Below are 15507 nucleotides of genomic sequence, written 5' to 3'. Positions count from 1 at the left end.
AATTAAACAATATTCACAGAGGAAGTCTGCACGACTTGCTACCTGTTGTCGTAGTTTCTCACTAATATAAGGGCGTGACATTTCAAAATTTGTTACTGCTTCTCAATATATTGGTATGCTCTAGCTTTGATTAATCTCATCAAATGTTCCAATTGCAAAAACCGATCTAATTCGGATTTTTCTTCCGTTGATAAGCCTGTTGTTTTTTCTCGTTCGATTAAATCTGCAACTCTTTCTTTAATTTGTTGAGAAGCTTGAAAAGAGATAATTTGCTGAGGTGTTGCTCCTGATGCAATAAAATCTATTAGTTCTTCCGAAGCTTGCGGAATTGCGATCGGCTGACTCATCTTTTAATATAATTACAGGAATAACTTAATGATAACACCTGCGCGTTTAGTTGTAGTAGCAAGTTTTACTTCAATCTTCTAACTCAAGCCGTATCAACTCAAACTAATCGTTTATAATCCCGAACTGGAGAGAATTGAAAGATGGATAAATTAGAACGTTATCGCCAATGTATTTGCAAATTTCTTGCCGAGCAAAGTGTTGGAGAAAATAATGAGCCGGATATGGAGTGTCAACTGATTTTTGATGGAGAACACGTTCGCGTAGCGTCTCCTTTGGAGAATCATTATCAGTTACTTGATATTGGATGGCAAGGACTCAAGCGGGTTTACAACTGTTTTATTCATCTCGATATTAAAGATAACAAAATTTGGATTCAACGCAATCTTACTGAGGTTAATATTGCTCAAGAACTGGTTAATCGGGGAATTCCTCCCGAAGATATTGTTTTGGGTTTACATCCACCCTACAAACGACCTTATACTGGTTATGGTGTACCCTCCGCAACAGTTTTATCCCATTCATCACAAAGATCGGTTTGATTCAAAAAAGGTGCGCCTGCGCGATCGCAAACACACCCAAAAAACGGTAATTGTAATTAGAAATTACGCTTCATCTAAAGCCGCAATACCGGGTAATTCTTTCCCTTCCAGCAACTCCAGACTTGCACCACCACCTGTAGAAATATGGCTCATTTTCTCACCTAAACCAAGCTGTTCAACCGCAGCAACAGAGTCACCACCCCCGATAATAGTTGTGGTTCCAGTTCCCGTTAATCCTGCTAAAGTTTGGGCAATGCCTTCGGTTCCTTTGGCAAATTTCTCCATTTCAAACACACCCATTGGGCCGTTCCAAATTACGGTTTTGCAGTCTCCTAAAGCATCTTGGAAGACCTTCACAGAGTCCGGGCCAATATCTAAACCCATCCAACCGTCAGGAATGGCTTCGACGCTAACCGTTTGAGTATTGGCTTCTGCATCAAACTTATCTGCGACAATCACATCAGTCGGAAGTAACATGGCGACACCTTTTTCCTTGGCTTTGGCTTCCAAAGATTTCGCCAGTTCGATTTTATCGTCTTCAACTAACGATTTACCGACACTCAAACCTCGGGCTTTGTAGAAGGTGAAAATCATCCCACCGCCTAACAGCAGCTTGTCACACTTATCGAGTAAGGCTTCTATCACACCAATCTTACTCGACACCTTAGAACCGCCAATAATCGCCGCTAACGGACGTTGGGGTTCGTCAATGGCACCTTTGAGGAATTGCAGTTCCTTTTCGATCAAGAAACCCGCTACACTTGGGCTGAGGTATTTAGTGACGCCTTCAGTGGAAGCGTGGGCGCGGTGGGCAGTTCCAAACGCATCGTTAACGTACAAATCTGCAACTGAGGCTAATTGCTTGGCAAATTCGGGATCATTGCTTTCTTCACCCGCATGGAAACGAACATTTTCCAGAAGTACAACATCGCCATTGTTCATCGAGTTAACCACAGAGGCAACTTGATCACCGATACAATCGTCACATTTTTTAACTTCTTTACCCAACAGTTCCGACAGACGACCCGCAACAGGCGTTAAACGCATCGACTCAACCACCTTACCCTTTGGACGTCCAAAGTGACTGGTGAGAATCACCTTAGCGCCTTTTGAGGTCAAATCTTGAATCGTCGGCAGAGCCGCGCGAATCCGAGTATCATCTGTAATAGAACCATTGTCAATTGGCACGTTAAAGTCCGCCCGCACCAGTACCTTTTTTCCAGATAAGTCGGATGCCGATAAATTTGCTACAGTTTTTTTAGTCACAGGGTTTAACCTCCTAATTGGTTATTATGATCAAGTTCAAATGGAATCGGTGCGGAGCTATTGACTGAATTAACAGCGTTTAAGCGGTTGATCAATCGATATGATGATATCTTTTCATCAATAACCGTTCACTGTAAACATTTTACCGGAGTCCGCGTCTTGGAGCAGACGTGTTATGTTTAAGACTGTTTTACTTCCTGTCGATCAAAGCCGAGAAGCCCGTGAAGCGGCTGATGTGGCTCTTAACGTTGTTAAAACTTACCAGGCTAACCTGGTGATCCTGGCCGTCCTCGAACCCGAGGAAGACGAAACGGGCGAACCTCCCCACTCGGAGAAGATGACTTCTGAAGACGCGGTTCAAAAACTGCTGACAGAAGCCCAAGCCATGTTTGTCAGTGCCGGAGTTGAGGTCAAAACCCTCGAACGTGAGGGCAAACCAGCCTTTACCATTTGTGATGTCGCTGATGAAATTGAGGCGGATCTGATCGTGATGGGCAGCCGAGGCATAGGTTTATCTGAAGGTAATGTTACCGATAGTGTTACCAACCGGGTGATCAATCTTTCTCCCTGTCCAGTTTTGGTTGTACCCTAACTTTAAGTAATGGGGAGGTGGGGAGGTGGGGATGGGTAACGGATGAGTTATCGGTGGGTTTTTTGGGTTAATGATGAATGGAAACGGATGGGTTATCGGTGGGGAGGTGGGGATGGGTAACGGATGAGTTATCGGTGGGTTTTTTGGGTTAATGATGAATGGAAACGGATGGGTTATCGGTGGGGAGATGGGGAGATGGTGACTGTGTTTTCCCTGTTCCCCGTTCCCTATTGCTAGCTTGCCTGTTCCCCGTTCCCTATTGCTAGCTTGCTAGCTTGTCTGTTCCCTGTTCCCTCTCTTGGTGCGCGTTACGCAGAGCGGATTGAGAATCGCGCCTAGTCGCACCGCTGTTCCCTGTTCCCTGTGTTTTATGGCAATTCAATGGTATCCCGGTCACATCGCTAAAGCTGAACGTAACCTCCAAGAACAACTCAAGCGGGTTGATGTAGTATTGGAGGTGCGCGATGCTCGTATTCCCCTAACAACACATCATCCTCAAGTTCCTCAATGGGTGGGAAGCAAGGCGAAGGTATTAGTTATAAACCGCATGGATATGATTTCCCTGGAGGTGAAGCAACAATGGGAAGATTGGTTTATGGAACAGGGAGAAACGCCCTATTTTACAAACTCACAAAAAGGACAAGGGGTGGCGGAGGTGGCGAAAGCCGCGAGAAAAGTGGGGGTAGAAGTTAATCAAAAACGGCGCAGTCGGGGGATGCTTCCTCGTCCAGTACGGGCGGTTGTGATGGGATTTCCGAATGTAGGAAAATCGGCTTTAATTAATCGGTTATTGAAGCGGAAAGTTGTTGATAGTGCTAGACGGGCGGGCGTTACGCGATCGCTTCGTTGGGTGAGAATTTCTGATCAAATTGAGTTATTAGATGCGCCGGGTGTGATTCCGGCTCGGATTAATAATGAAGAAAAGGCACTCAAATTAGCGGTTTGTGAAGATATCGGCGAAGCTTCTTATGAAAATCAAGAAGTAGCCGCAGCATTGGTAGAATTTTTGCTCGATTTAGGGTTAGAAAGTAAGCTTGGCGATCGCTATAACTTCACTCCTGATAATATTACCGGAGAAGTGTATTTACATCAACTCGCTAGTCACTCCTATCAAGATGACATAGAACGCACGGCTCGTCATCTCTTAAATGATTTTCGGAAAGGGTTATTAGGAGCGCTTCCGTTAGAATTACCACCGAATTGAACTCTTAGTTTAGATAGCCGAGAGATCATCAATTGTTGAATCAACTTTTATAGAAACTTTCAGAAATTTATCAATAATTATCAGGGGTATGGGAGTATATTGTTTAATGATAGACTTGTCTTTAACTCTTAAAAAAGAAGGAACTTTTTGATAAAATTAACAGTCTAAACTGTTATCAAATGTGCTGATTGTAAAGATGATCTTACCTCTATTACTAACGTCTCTTTTTTTCGCCCAAGCCCAACCTCCCGCTACAGAAATTGTTCAACCCCAAGAGGTGCGTCCGTTACCGGGTGAGTTAGATAATATTCCGGTTTTTAATAGCAATAGTCCTGAATTGATTTTATCAGAAGGAATTTTACTATCTACTTTTCCAGGTAATGATCAAAAAAATCCAGAAGCCCATTTGAATTTTGCGTTTAAAGGACGGTTTGATATTTTTGCTCATCATGTGGCAAAACCCCCAACACCGGAAGATTTACGCACGCTTTATTTAGGGATTTTGGTTCATAATCCGACTAATAAATCTGTCACTATTAATATTTTACAAGCAGCGAGTTATTTAAGTCAACCGGATGCACCGTTTATTGAACTTCCGCCTGTGGTTGACAACTCCAATGGACGGGTTTATGCGGGGCCTGGTGGTCGAGTAATGAGTGATGTTTTAAGAGGAAAAAGACAGAATATTTTTCCCAAAAAAATTGTAATTCCGCCTCAAAAAAGCCGAATGCTAGTGAATTTACCGATTCCGGTGAGAACTTTAGAACCGCCTTTAAATGGTCGTTCAACCTATATGCGTTTGGAAAGTAATGGTGAAGTTTATGTGGCGAGTTTAGCTAAATTTGCTCGCATGGAACGGAATGGAAATGAACCGTCGCCTTCGTTATCTGAATGGAAAAGTTTATTAAAAACGGGACAGTTATCAACGCCTCGTGATCGCGTTCCTACGCCTCCTGATACAAACGTTAATCAGATTATTTATGGACGGGTTGCGGGTGTGGCGAGAGGTTCGGTTTGGAATGCTGAATTAGTGGATAATTTAGGGAATTCTTATTTAACAATTCCCCAACCGGGAGAGGCGTTTTCCTATGGAATGAGTACCCTACCGAAAGGACAGTTAGGAACGAACCAAAATCAAAGTGCTGAAATGTTAGTGCGTTATCCTGATACGGCTTATCAAGCACACGGAAATTATGGGATTCAATATAGTTTAGATTTACCGCTTTATAATCCTACAAATCAAACTAAAACGGTCATTTTAACTTTACAAACTCCTCTAAAAGAAGATGAATTGTCTCAAAATGGATTACGATTTTTAGATCCAGTTGCGCCTCAAACTTTTTTTCGGGGAACTGTGAGATTTCGCTATATTGATGATCGCGGAAACCGTCAGACTCGGTATATTCATTTGGTTCAAAAACGAGGACAACGGGGAGAACCGTTAGTTAAATTAGAAATTGAACCGCAACAACAGCGACGAGTAGAATTTGATTTTCTTTACCCTCCAGATGCGTCACCTCCTCAAGTGTTGACTGTTCAGACATTGGAAGACTAAAAGAGTAGAAGGGAAGTCAATTCACTCTCCAGGATTGTAAAGATTTTATTCTTGGAAAAATGATCAGTTTAAAATGTGGAGTAAACTACAAAAGTTGACTGTTTCTGATTCGTCTCGATCTGAGAATGTAAAAGCTGTATCTATCTAAACAGTGGAAGTTCAGAAACATTGGATAATGAATTGAGAACCTAATATTAATCGTTAACACAAATGCCCTGGTTTGTCAAAATAGAAGAAGGAATTGTCGAAAAACCAGTCTTTGATCAGTATGTTCCGGCTCATGTCGCCTACGTGAAAGATTTAATCGCGAAAGGACACAAAGCCAAAACCGGCTACTGGGGGAAGCGAGGCGGGGGAATGCTTCTGTTTGAGGCGGCGTCAAAAGAAGAAGCAAAGGCAATTGTTGAGCAAGACCCCCTGGTTCAAAATGGCTGCGTCAGCTATGAACTTCTTGAATGGTGTGTTGTTGTCGAATGAAGTGGAAAAAATTAAAAATTTGTGTTAAACTCATAAGTGGCTCGGATCTACGCGGTCAAGACGCCCAAATCTTGTCAGGACCGGAAGGTAGCAGCAACATGGGATGCTCTAGATAGGCGTAGACTCCGGGCCACTTTTGTCTGTAGGCAGATAGGAGGCATTATGCAACCCCGAGGTTTAGGAGATCTCGTCCAGAAAGCTGTTTACTTAGGTGTTGGGTTAGCTGCTTATGCAGGCGAGAAAGCGGCTAAGAACATGGCAGAGTTGAGAACTGAGGCTCAAAAACTTGCTGATGAATTGGTGAAGCGAGGCGAGATGACGACAGATGAAGCTCGTCGTTTTGTAGAAGATACTCTCAAGCAAGCTCAACAACAACCTTCCCAACCGAAAAGCTCAACTCAAAATCCCCCAGAACCCCGTCAAATTGAGATCATTGACGCCGAAGATGATCAATCCGCGTCCGTTGACCCGGCTGAACAATTGCGCCAACAGGTACAAAATTTACAGGAAGAACTGCGTCGTCTGAAGCGAGAGTAAAATCTCCCCAGTCTATTAAGGTGGCAGTGTTATACTGGATTTCCAGATGAAGCCTATTCTATACGGCTTTGTCTGAAAAATCGTTAATATGCAGGTGGCAAATCTGATGGAAGATTGGTCAAAAGATTTTTTTGAAGCAGTCGGGACGGCAGTGTATGAAGTCGAAAAGTTGTTCACTGATATCAGTAGAGACTGGGATCAAATGGTTGATGAACTGACTAAGTTTTCAGAAGAAATTACCGAAGAAGTTCACAATAAAGTCTTTCCAGAATTGGAAGAATATCTCAATGAAATTGTTGAACCGATTCTTGATATCTACTTTGACCTAGAATTAGAATTCGACGAGAGTGAGTTTGAACCCTTTGTAACCTACGTTCATCCCACCTCGACTCAGTATTCGGCTTGTCGGGGTTGTCAACATTATCATGGTCATGTGTACGGGGGAAATTTGCTAGTTTGTGCCATGCACCCGACAGGGGTTGAAGATGATACTTGTCCCGATTGGGAATCTCAATAAAATTCTGCTTTTAATCTGGAGATAATTTAGGGGTTTAAACTCCAATAAAACTCTTTATAAAATAAAGATTATACATCCGGCTTTTAATTCCCTATTCTCTCTTTTGCTTTTTTAGTCAGTATAAGTCATCGGTGAATCTACCATTAGAGGATGTATCTTTGTTCGGAGTTCCCAGACTTCCGGCTTCTATTCAACTGAGATCTTATCAGGAAAAAGCAGTTCAAAGTTGGTTTACCAATCAGGGACGAGGAACCTTAAAAATGGCAACTGGAAGTGGTAAAACGATTACCGCTTTAGCAATTGCTACTGAACTTTATCGCCAAATAAATCTACAGGTTTTACTGGTTATTTGTCCCTATTGTCATCTCGTGACGCAATGGGGGCGAGAGGCGGAAAAATTTGGCTTAAAACCTCTGTTGGCATTTGAAAGTGTTCACAACTGGCAACGTCAACTTTCTGCCCAACTTTATAATATTGGTTCAGGTTTTCAACCGTTTCTGACTGTTATTACGACAAACGCCACTTTAATTTCTGAGGGGTTTCAGTCTCAACTGCGCTATTTTCCCGAAAAAACCCTAATTATTGGCGATGAAGTTCATAACTTAGGTTCACCCCGTTTAGAAGAAAGTTTACCTCGAAATATCGGGTTACGTTTGGGGTTATCCGCCACACCTGAACGTCATTTTGATGAAGAAGGAACTGATTCTATTATCGCATATTTTGGTTCTGTTTTGCAACCCGAACTCACCCTCGCTGATGCGATTCGTCAGGGGGCTTTAGTTCACTATCTTTATTATCCGATTTTAGTCGAATTAACCGCAGCCGAAAGTCGCGCCTATTCTCGGTTAACGACTCGGATTGGTTGGGCATTGATGGAGGAAAAAAATCTCGAAAAAAATGAAACAATTACCGCTTTATTAATCCAACGGGCGCGATTAATTGGGTCAGCTTCTAACAAAATTCAAGCCTTGCATCAGTTAATGAAAAATCGTTTACAGACAACTCATACTTTGTTTTATTGTGGAGATGGGAGTATGGAAAGTAGTGAATTTTCATCGACTCGTCAGTTAGAAGCAACGGTAGAATTGTTAGGAATGAAACTCGGTTATCGGGTGAATACTTATACCGCAGAAACCCCGTTAATTGAACGAGAAAAGCTTCGTCATCAGTTTGAAACTGGACAATTACAAGGGTTAGTTGCGATTCGGTGTTTAGATGAAGGCGTTGATATTCCGGCGATTCAAAATGCAGTGATTCTTGCGAGTAGCAGCAATCCTCGTCAATTTGTACAACGTCGGGGACGAATTTTGCGCCCTCATCCGCACAAAGAACGAGCAACTTTATTTGATATGATTGTACTTCCACCCGATTTGGGGCGAGATACCTTAGAAGTTGAACGCAATTTGTTGAGAAAAGAGTTAAAACGGTTTTTAGAATTTGCGGATTTAGCTGATAACGCCGGAGAAGCCAGAATGCAATTACTAGAATTACAAAAGCGATATGGTTTGTTAGATCTTTGATTCAGTTCAAATAAAAATTAAGATCACTCTTATGAAATTTGATCTGTGATACAGTAAAATTTAGAGATAATTAAACCTCCATAAAATGAGTTTACAATATTCTGAAAGTTTAAGTCGCACAATTTCTAATGTTTTTGCTGAGAACAAATCATCTTATCAGACCGAAAGTGACTCAAATAATCTTCAAGATCCCTTAGCTGATGCGTCTCCAGAAGTTCAAGAAATAATTGAACGAGTTTTACAAGCCGAACGCGATAAACTCTATATGAAAATACCTCGTAATATTAATGATGATATCCTCAAAATTATTAAGGAAGTGGTGCAATGAAACTGATTTCAATTCGTCTCTGCAATTTTCGTCAACTCTACAGTCAAACCCCTGAAATAATTTTAGCTTCGGGAGTTCGGAATACGACAGTTATTCATGGGAATAATGGGGCGGGAAAAACAACATTAATGAATGCTTTTACTTGGGTGTTGTATGATAAATTTAGTGCTGCTTTTGCGGCTTCTAAGTCTTTAGTCAATAAAAGAGCGATCGCAGAGTCAGAACCCGGAAAACCTGTATTGTGTTGGGTTGAAGTTGTCTTTCAACATGACAATAAACGCTATCAAGTTAAACGAGTTTGTCGGGCGTATAAAAACAATAAAGAAATCGAACAATCTCCCAGTGAATTGTATATGCAAGTGGCGGGAGATGATGGACGTTGGACAATACCGCCTCAACATCCTGATGATATTATTAATCGAATTTTACCAATCAGTTTACATCAATATTTTTTCTTTGATGGTGAACGAATTGAACAAATTGTTAGAGATGATAAAAAAGCCGAAATTGCCGAAGCAACAAAAGAATTATTAGGCGTAGAAGTCTTAAATCGAGCGATTAAACATTTAGGAGAAGCCAGAAAATCTTTAGAAACAGATCTGAGTTTAATTGGAGATGCAGAAACTAAAAAATATATCAAAGATAAGAAAAAATTAGAACAAGAAATAGATCGACTCAATCGGCGTCAAACCGAAATCGAAAAAGAGTTAGATCATCAAAATGAACTGAAAAGAACCCTTAGCAGTCGTTTATTAGACTTAAAAGGGGCTGGAGAATTGCAAAAACGCCGAGATGAACTCGAACAACAAGCAAAACTAATTCGACAACAACTTCAACAAGCAAATGAAACCATTCGTCAAGAGATTTCTACACGAGGGTATACTGTTTTCCTCTCAGAAGCAATTCCTAAATTCCGAGAAAAATTTGAACAGTTGAGAGAAAAAGGAGAACTCCAAACGGGAATTACCCGACAGTTTATTCAAGATTTAATTCATCAACAGCATTGTATTTGTGGGAGTGAATTAACCCCAGGAACCCCCAACCGAGAAGAAGTCGAAAGTTGGTTAGGAAAAGCTGGAGTTGCAGATGTGGAAGAAACAGCAATTCGCATGAGTACCCAAGTTGATGAAATGGAAAAGCGAGTTCCGGAATTTTGGCAAAAAGTTGATCAACAACAAGCAAACTTAAACCAAAATAGGACAGAGTTATCTCGAATTGAAACCCAACTTGATGATCTCAAAAAAAAGCTGAGAAATTACCCCGATGAAGATATTCAGGAACTTCAAAAACGCTTAGATGAAGTCGAAACTAAAATCAATAACCTCAACCGTGAAACGGGTTCAAACCAACAACAAATTGAAAATACCCAGAGTTCAGTCAGTCAACTGGAAAGACAGATTGATAAGCTAAAAATGAATGAAATGAAACAAGTTTTAGCCCAAAGAAGAATTGAAAAAACTCAAGATGCAATTACCCGTTTAACTCAAGTCAAAGATCGCTTAGATCAACAATTTCGTTCGCAACTAGAAAGTCGAGTTCAAAATATTTTTAGTCGAATTTCCTTTACTCCCTATCTTCCTAAGCTAACTGAACAATATGAATTAAGATTAGTTGAAACTACAGCCGGAGATGAAGCCCAAGTCGCCGCTTCTACAGGAGAAAATCAAATTCTTAGTTTATCTTTTATTGGTGGAATTATTGAAGGAGTGCGAGAATGGAGTCAAAAAAATACCCTCATGGGGCCAGATAGCAGTACATTTCCGATTGTTATGGATTCTCCTTTTGGGAGTTTAGATGAAATTTATCGCCGTCAAATTGCTAAAATTATTCCAGAATTAGCCAATCAGTTAATTGTCTTAGTCACGAAAACTCAATGGCGGGGAGAAGTCGCCCAAGAAATGGAAAAACGTATTGGTAGAGAATATATTTTGTCTTACAATTCCCCCAAAACAGATTGTGAGGAAGACTCTATCGAATTAGGCGGGGTTTGTTATCCTTTGGTTAAATACAGTCCCAATGAGTTTGAATATACGGAGATTTTAGAAGTAAATTATGAGTTTTAACAACTATTTTCGATAAATATTCTGATTTTAGGGCGAGAGATTCGTAACCAGTAAGTAGCTGTCTCTATCTGGCATAATGAATATCAAATCTATTGCGAAAACTATTGCGATTGTGTTCACCACCTTAATCTCAATCCAGACTCCTGGCGCCAACGCCGAAAAATCTCCTTTTTATTGGTCTTATATGGGAGAATCTATGGGAAAAAAGCTTTATCTTGATGTCTCCATGTACAGTATTCGTTTATATGACAAAGGAGAAACTTTATTTACCTACAAAATTGGTGATGAAATGGTCTATGCTAAAAGTCATTGTCGCACTTGGCAGTGGTATATTCTTGGCGTTTCAAATTATAATGAAATTGATAATATTAGACCTCCGTCAGCCATTGATAATGGCAACCTTTCTTCAATTTATGATGCAGCAACCGATGAAATGATGATGCGGGTTTGTACGGCTGCTTCCATGATGTCAATTCCCTAAAATTCATCTCAGTTGGCGTTAAAATTATTGTATATTCATCGTTAGGAACATTTTTGAGTTGTTGCCCTAGCTGTCAGTCAAAACTTCTATTAACAGACTGTGAGATTGCCAAAAAACCTTGAGATCGGCAACAATGATCGCAACTTACAGTCAAAGGAGAACAAATGACAGAAAATACTCAACACACCCTAGCTTCGGAAATTATTCAGTCGGGTATCGGCTTACATAGCGGTTTAAAAACAACTGTTCGGATTTTACCCAGTTCCGCAGTCGGACGCTATTTTGTGCGAGTTGATTTACCCGAAGAACCGATTATTCCAGCAACAATTAAATCAGTCGTTTCCACCACACTTTCTACCGAACTCGCAATTGCCGATCATATTAACTATTCAAATCCTCACTTAAAACCCAGTATTCGTACTGTCGAACATTTATTATCCGCCTTAACACTCATGGGAGTTGATCACGCCCGCATCGAAATTGACGGCCCAGAAATTCCGTTGTTAGACGGATCAGCTAAAATCTGGGCGAGAGCGATCGCAAATGCAGGACTCGCAATCACCTGCCAAACCACCCCAATCATACCCATTAGCCAAGAAATAATCGTGCGTCAGGGCGATGCTTTTGTGATGGCTATCCCCGCAGACGAAACTCGCTTTAGCTACGCCATAGATTTTGAAATGGCGGCGATCGGTCAACAATGGCATAGTTGGGTGCCGCAACAGGAAGACTTTTTAACAGCGATCGCCCCGGCCCGCACCTTCGTTCTCGATCATCAAGTCGAACACCTGCAACAAGCCGGATTAATCAAAGGCGGAACCCTCGATAATGCCTTGGTTTGCGGCGACGACGGTTGGTTAAATCCCCCTTTGAGATTTTCAAATGAACCCGTCCGTCATAAAATTTTAGACTTAGTAGGGGATTTGAGCTTGTTGGGAGTTATTCCCCAAGCTCATTACTTGGCTTACAAAGCCGGACACCACCTACATACCCAACTGGTTCAACGCATTCAACAAGTCGCCCTAGCCGCCCATTGAACCCTCTGTCGTTGAACTTTATTGCTAGAGTTGACCGACAAATGGGAAGCTAACTAGAAACTGTGAATTTGATCAAATGTCAGACGTAAAATCCGATCCTGTTAACTCTAACCCTGTGGAAACCCCCAACGGCACCGCGACAAAAGTGGTTCAAGCTGTTATGGGTGTCGAAGAAATTCAAAAGCTGTTACCCCATCGTTATCCCTTCGCCCTCGTTGATCGCATCATTGAGTATGAACCCGGTACACGGGCGGTGGGAATCAAAAATGTCACCTTCAACGAACCTCATTTTCAAGGGCATTTTCCCGGAAAACCGATTATGCCCGGAGTCTTGATCGTCGAAGCGATGGCCCAAGTCGCGGGAGTGATTTTAACCCAAATTCCTGATGTTGATGGGAACTTGTTCCTGTTTGCAGGCATCGATAAAGTCAGATTTCGTCGTCCCGTGGTTCCCGGCGATCAACTGATTATGACGGTTAATATACTTTCCTTGAAACGCCGTCGTTTTGCCAAAGTTCAAGCCAAAGCCGAAGTGGATGGTAAACGGACTTGTGAAGGCGAATTGATGTTTTCTAGCATAGACTAATCAGCGTTATCAGGTGATTTTAGAGATCGGACTAGATTTTAAACATTCTGAAATCACCCCCCATCACCAACCCTAAATATTACAAATCTCTATGATCACCTTAATTCACCCAACGGCTGTTATTCATCCCAAAGCACAACTACACCCCAGTGTACAAGTGGGAGCTTATGCTGTGATTGGGGAAAATGTTAAGGTAGGGCGTGATACAACCATTGGCCCTCATGTCGTGATTGAGGGCTGGACAGAAATTGGCGATCGCAATCAAATTTTTCCGGGTGCAGTTATTGGAACTGAACCTCAAGATTTAAAATATCAGGGAGGCGTTAGTTTTGTCCGCATTGGTAATGATAATGTGATTCGAGAATATGTCACCATTAATCGGGCGACTTATGAAGGTCAAGCTACCATTTTAGGAAATCAAAATCTGTTAATGGCTTATTCTCATCTGGCTCATAATTGTGTGATTGAAGATCAAGTTATTATTGCTAATAGTGTGGCATTAGCGGGTTATGTTCATATTGAGTCTCAAGCCCGAATTAGTGGACTTGTGGGTGTGCATCAATTTGTTCATATTGGTAAACTAGCAATGATTGCTGGATTGACGCGCATTGTTCAAGATGTACCTCCGTTTATGATGGTAGAAGGAACACCTCCGAAAGTGCGATCGCTGAATAGTATTGGTTTAAAACGGTCAGGTTTTAGCCCAGAAGATTTGGCGCTGTTGAAAAAAGCATTTCGGATTTTGTATCGTTCCGGCTATCGACTCGAAGAAGCGTTAGAACAGTTAGAATTATTATCCGATCATCCCAATTTACAACACTTAAGTCGTTTTATGCGATTAGCAATTACTTCAGAACGTCGAGGTTTAGTTCCCGGAAAACGCAGTTCATCCCATTTGGAAGAAATGTAGTACCTGAAATCAGAGCAGCAGGTAAATTTGCAGTAGTATAAATACTGGGCGATGGATATTTTTACAGACTATAGGATTTTTATTGGAAATCAGATGGAAACAGCAATGTTTGATCTGGTTTCAGTAAGGGGTAAAGCCGAGATCAGCGCAAAATAGGACACGATGTAAATATTTGTAAAACGCGGAATTCCGCACCTACTTGAGAATATCCGCACTTAATTGAGATCTGGTGAAGGAAAGCACGGATTGCCGACTCGTCAGCATTAGTGGTGGTTTGAGCTGTTTGTGAATTCACAGTCTTGAGTTCTCCTTTTAAGTGATAGACCAGTTTTCGAGCAGCATAAATTGTGTTATTAACGCTTGCAAAACTCACGGAACAATTGCAGTCACGCGAATTTCAATCCGCATCGTGGGTAGTCCAAGCGCCGCGACTCCTACCTGTGTCCAGATTGGAGCGTGGTTGGGCATATAATGACGAAATAGCTTGGACATCACTTCGTTAACCTCCGGGGGGAACCCGCCAACATGGTAAGAATTAACGTGGACAACATGCTCCCAACCCGCACCAGCAGTTGCCAAGGTTCGCTCTACATTCCGGAACGCCTGAGCAATCTCGTCTGCAAGCGATTCGGTAATTTGCAGATTGTCATCCCAGCCACCTTGACCTGATGTCTCAACGCGATCGCCAATTTTTACTGCTTGCGAGTAATGCAATTCATTCAGCAGGCGTTCCCCATAACCAGGGGTGACAAAAAACTTGGGCTTATTCATGGTGTTCCTTGTGTAGTATGTTTGACTCTATCTCGCGTTGCTGAAACGAGTTTGTTTGGGCATCATCCGATTTAGACACTAATGTTCAGAATTCACTTGCCATGTAATCGCAATGATTTCTGCAAACAGTAAGACAACTATTAGCCGCGAAAACGCTTGTAAAATGGCTTCTATTGTCCAGTTCTGACTCTGAACCTCCCAGATCATCCAAACAATATTGAATCCAATCACCAACCAGGGTAGAATAACCAGTGAATTGCGGCGGCGATAGAAGCGGATTGTCGTCTCCCGCCAAAATGGGAAGGTACTGAAGAGACAAACAAGGTAGGATACTCCTGCACTGATGAACAGGCTGGTTTGAAGACCCGAAGGTAGATTTGGGTATCCAAGCGCGATCGCCGTTAGACAAACTCCCAGCGCAAGATACAGGAAAGTAAACCCGGTAAATCGTTTCATTTTTTCTCTTTCCGATAAAGCTTATTCTCTGTACCACACACGCACACATTGAAAGCAATTGATTGCAAGACCCTGACTGATCATCACTGGGTAGAAAGCATTACTGGTCGTCACTCCGTAGTCACCATCACCCATGCCTTTAATCCGATCAGGTAAAACAACAGTTTCAACATTGATCACCTGTATCGTTGTACTTTCGATCCACTGATTTACAGCACTCACAACCTCCGAGAAGGATTCATACTCGGTAGGTCCGCCGAAGGGTCCCCGTTCAGTAATTCGAGGCGCAAAATCTTTGTACTTAATCATTTGATTCACCA

The 15507-nt window shown here is 41.8% G+C and carries 19 protein-coding genes and 1 other RNA gene; 15 read left to right on the top strand and 5 right to left on the bottom strand.

The features are described 5' to 3' along the window. Nucleotides 1-92 precede the first annotated feature (92 nt). Nucleotides 93-347 (bottom strand): hypothetical protein, encoded by a 255-nt coding sequence (locus L8106_RS23070; protein WP_009786891.1) that lies wholly within the window; start codon nucleotides 345-347, stop codon nucleotides 93-95. 141 nt (nucleotides 348-488) lie between these two features. Here L8106_RS23070 and L8106_RS23065 point away from each other — a divergent pair, with 141 nt between their 5' ends. After that, nucleotides 489-887, top strand: coding sequence for a XisI protein (locus L8106_RS23065; RefSeq protein ID WP_009786890.1), 399 nt, complete (start codon nucleotides 489-491; stop codon nucleotides 885-887). 63 nt (nucleotides 888-950) lie between these two features. Here L8106_RS23065 and L8106_RS23060 read toward each other — a convergent pair whose 3' ends face one another. Next, nucleotides 951-2153 (bottom strand): phosphoglycerate kinase, encoded by a 1203-nt coding sequence (locus L8106_RS23060; RefSeq protein WP_009786889.1) that lies wholly within the window; start codon nucleotides 2151-2153, stop codon nucleotides 951-953. A 175-nt stretch (nucleotides 2154-2328) separates the two neighbouring features. On the opposite strand from L8106_RS23060, the gene L8106_RS23055 reads away from it, so the two are divergent. The 14 genes from L8106_RS23055 to lpxA all read left to right on the top strand — a co-directional run bounded on the left by L8106_RS23055 (nucleotide 2329) and on the right by lpxA (nucleotide 13960). Beyond that, complete coding sequence (locus tag L8106_RS23055; protein ID WP_009786888.1) at nucleotides 2329-2745, top strand: universal stress protein; 417 nt, start codon at nucleotides 2329-2331, stop codon at nucleotides 2743-2745. A gap of 370 nt (nucleotides 2746-3115) precedes the next feature. Next, nucleotides 3116-3949 (top strand): ribosome biogenesis GTPase YlqF, encoded by an 834-nt coding sequence (gene ylqF / locus L8106_RS23050; RefSeq protein WP_009786885.1) that lies wholly within the window; start codon nucleotides 3116-3118, stop codon nucleotides 3947-3949. A gap of 199 nt (nucleotides 3950-4148) precedes the next feature. Further along, nucleotides 4149-5504 carry a DUF3370 domain-containing protein gene (locus L8106_RS23045; RefSeq protein ID WP_369749483.1) on the top strand — a complete coding sequence of 452 codons (1356 nt, stop codon included), beginning with the start codon at nucleotides 4149-4151 and terminating at the stop codon, nucleotides 5502-5504. 210 nt (nucleotides 5505-5714) lie between these two features. Beyond that, nucleotides 5715-5981 carry a YciI family protein gene (locus tag L8106_RS23040; protein ID WP_009786883.1) on the top strand — a complete coding sequence of 89 codons (267 nt, stop codon included), beginning with the start codon at nucleotides 5715-5717 and terminating at the stop codon, nucleotides 5979-5981. A gap of 38 nt (nucleotides 5982-6019) precedes the next feature. Beyond that, nucleotides 6020-6116, top strand: an RNA gene (gene ffs / locus L8106_RS30955) — signal recognition particle sRNA small type. 27 nt (nucleotides 6117-6143) lie between these two features. Then, nucleotides 6144-6518 carry a phasin family protein gene (locus L8106_RS23035; RefSeq protein ID WP_009786882.1) on the top strand — a complete coding sequence of 125 codons (375 nt, stop codon included), beginning with the start codon at nucleotides 6144-6146 and terminating at the stop codon, nucleotides 6516-6518. 88 nt (nucleotides 6519-6606) lie between these two features. Next, entirely contained in the window at nucleotides 6607-7035 is a 429-nt protein-coding gene (locus L8106_RS23030) for a hypothetical protein (RefSeq protein ID WP_009786881.1), read from the top strand. A gap of 131 nt (nucleotides 7036-7166) precedes the next feature. After that, the gene (locus L8106_RS23025; protein WP_039897011.1) at nucleotides 7167-8555 is read left to right on the top strand and encodes a DNA phosphorothioation system restriction enzyme; all 1389 of its coding nucleotides are present in this window, start codon (nucleotides 7167-7169) and stop codon (nucleotides 8553-8555) included. A gap of 85 nt (nucleotides 8556-8640) precedes the next feature. After that, nucleotides 8641-8883 carry a hypothetical protein gene (locus L8106_RS23020; protein WP_009786879.1) on the top strand — a complete coding sequence of 81 codons (243 nt, stop codon included), beginning with the start codon at nucleotides 8641-8643 and terminating at the stop codon, nucleotides 8881-8883. Further along, the gene (locus L8106_RS23015; protein WP_009786878.1) at nucleotides 8880-10946 is read left to right on the top strand and encodes an AAA family ATPase; all 2067 of its coding nucleotides are present in this window, start codon (nucleotides 8880-8882) and stop codon (nucleotides 10944-10946) included. The genes L8106_RS23020 and L8106_RS23015 overlap by 4 nt, the downstream gene beginning before the upstream one ends. A gap of 76 nt (nucleotides 10947-11022) precedes the next feature. Continuing rightward, nucleotides 11023-11427, top strand: coding sequence for a hypothetical protein (locus L8106_RS23010; RefSeq protein ID WP_009786877.1), 405 nt, complete (start codon nucleotides 11023-11025; stop codon nucleotides 11425-11427). 164 nt (nucleotides 11428-11591) lie between these two features. Further along, nucleotides 11592-12464 (top strand): UDP-3-O-acyl-N-acetylglucosamine deacetylase, encoded by an 873-nt coding sequence (gene lpxC, locus L8106_RS23005; protein ID WP_009786876.1) that lies wholly within the window; start codon nucleotides 11592-11594, stop codon nucleotides 12462-12464. Nucleotides 12465-12540: 76 nt separating this feature from the next. Next, the gene (gene fabZ, locus L8106_RS23000) at nucleotides 12541-13050 is read left to right on the top strand and encodes a 3-hydroxyacyl-ACP dehydratase FabZ (RefSeq protein ID WP_009786875.1); all 510 of its coding nucleotides are present in this window, start codon (nucleotides 12541-12543) and stop codon (nucleotides 13048-13050) included. 91 nt (nucleotides 13051-13141) lie between these two features. Then, nucleotides 13142-13960 carry an acyl-ACP--UDP-N-acetylglucosamine O-acyltransferase gene (gene lpxA / locus L8106_RS22995; RefSeq protein WP_009786874.1) on the top strand — a complete coding sequence of 273 codons (819 nt, stop codon included), beginning with the start codon at nucleotides 13142-13144 and terminating at the stop codon, nucleotides 13958-13960. 369 nt (nucleotides 13961-14329) lie between these two features. Here the strand turns inward: lpxA and L8106_RS22990 are convergent, their stop codons facing one another. The 3 genes from L8106_RS22990 to L8106_RS22980 form a co-directional block, all read right to left on the bottom strand. Next, nucleotides 14330-14731 carry a RidA family protein gene (locus L8106_RS22990; protein ID WP_009786872.1) on the bottom strand — a complete coding sequence of 134 codons (402 nt, stop codon included), beginning with the start codon at nucleotides 14729-14731 and terminating at the stop codon, nucleotides 14330-14332. Nucleotides 14732-14809: 78 nt separating this feature from the next. Beyond that, entirely contained in the window at nucleotides 14810-15187 is a 378-nt protein-coding gene (locus L8106_RS22985; protein ID WP_009786871.1) for a hypothetical protein, read from the bottom strand. A gap of 21 nt (nucleotides 15188-15208) precedes the next feature. Continuing rightward, entirely contained in the window at nucleotides 15209-15409 is a 201-nt protein-coding gene (locus L8106_RS22980) for a hypothetical protein (RefSeq protein ID WP_232228558.1), read from the bottom strand. Nucleotides 15410-15507: the final 98 nt, after the last annotated feature.

It is taken from the genome of Lyngbya sp. PCC 8106 (assembly GCF_000169095.1).
GTDB lineage: Bacteria > Cyanobacteriota > Cyanobacteriia > Cyanobacteriales > Microcoleaceae > Capilliphycus.
This window is presented reverse-complemented; position numbering and strand designations above follow the sequence as displayed.

What these genes read in the sequence shown, in the direction of transcription:
- L8106_RS23030 (WP_009786881.1), top strand. Translation starts at nt 6,607, where the DNA reads ATGCAGGTGGCAAATCTGATGGAAGATTGGTCAAAAGATTTTTTTGAA.
- fabZ (WP_009786875.1), top strand. Translation starts at nt 12,541, where the DNA reads ATGTCAGACGTAAAATCCGATCCTGTTAACTCTAACCCTGTGGAAACC.
- L8106_RS23020 (WP_009786879.1), top strand. Translation starts at nt 8,641, where the DNA reads ATGAGTTTACAATATTCTGAAAGTTTAAGTCGCACAATTTCTAATGTT.
- L8106_RS23010 (WP_009786877.1), top strand. Translation starts at nt 11,023, where the DNA reads ATGAATATCAAATCTATTGCGAAAACTATTGCGATTGTGTTCACCACC.
- L8106_RS23070 (WP_009786891.1), bottom strand. Translation starts at nt 347, where the DNA reads ATGAGTCAGCCGATCGCAATTCCGCAAGCTTCGGAAGAACTAATAGAT.
- lpxA (WP_009786874.1), top strand. Translation starts at nt 13,142, where the DNA reads ATGATCACCTTAATTCACCCAACGGCTGTTATTCATCCCAAAGCACAA.
- L8106_RS23035 (WP_009786882.1), top strand. Translation starts at nt 6,144, where the DNA reads ATGCAACCCCGAGGTTTAGGAGATCTCGTCCAGAAAGCTGTTTACTTA.
- lpxC (WP_009786876.1), top strand. Translation starts at nt 11,592, where the DNA reads ATGACAGAAAATACTCAACACACCCTAGCTTCGGAAATTATTCAGTCG.
- L8106_RS22990 (WP_009786872.1), bottom strand. Translation starts at nt 14,731, where the DNA reads ATGAATAAGCCCAAGTTTTTTGTCACCCCTGGTTATGGGGAACGCCTG.
- L8106_RS23015 (WP_009786878.1), top strand. Translation starts at nt 8,880, where the DNA reads ATGAAACTGATTTCAATTCGTCTCTGCAATTTTCGTCAACTCTACAGT.
- L8106_RS23040 (WP_009786883.1), top strand. Translation starts at nt 5,715, where the DNA reads ATGCCCTGGTTTGTCAAAATAGAAGAAGGAATTGTCGAAAAACCAGTC.
- L8106_RS23065 (WP_009786890.1), top strand. Translation starts at nt 489, where the DNA reads ATGGATAAATTAGAACGTTATCGCCAATGTATTTGCAAATTTCTTGCC.
- L8106_RS22985 (WP_009786871.1), bottom strand. Translation starts at nt 15,187, where the DNA reads ATGAAACGATTTACCGGGTTTACTTTCCTGTATCTTGCGCTGGGAGTT.
- ylqF (WP_009786885.1), top strand. Translation starts at nt 3,116, where the DNA reads ATGGCAATTCAATGGTATCCCGGTCACATCGCTAAAGCTGAACGTAAC.
- L8106_RS23055 (WP_009786888.1), top strand. Translation starts at nt 2,329, where the DNA reads ATGTTTAAGACTGTTTTACTTCCTGTCGATCAAAGCCGAGAAGCCCGT.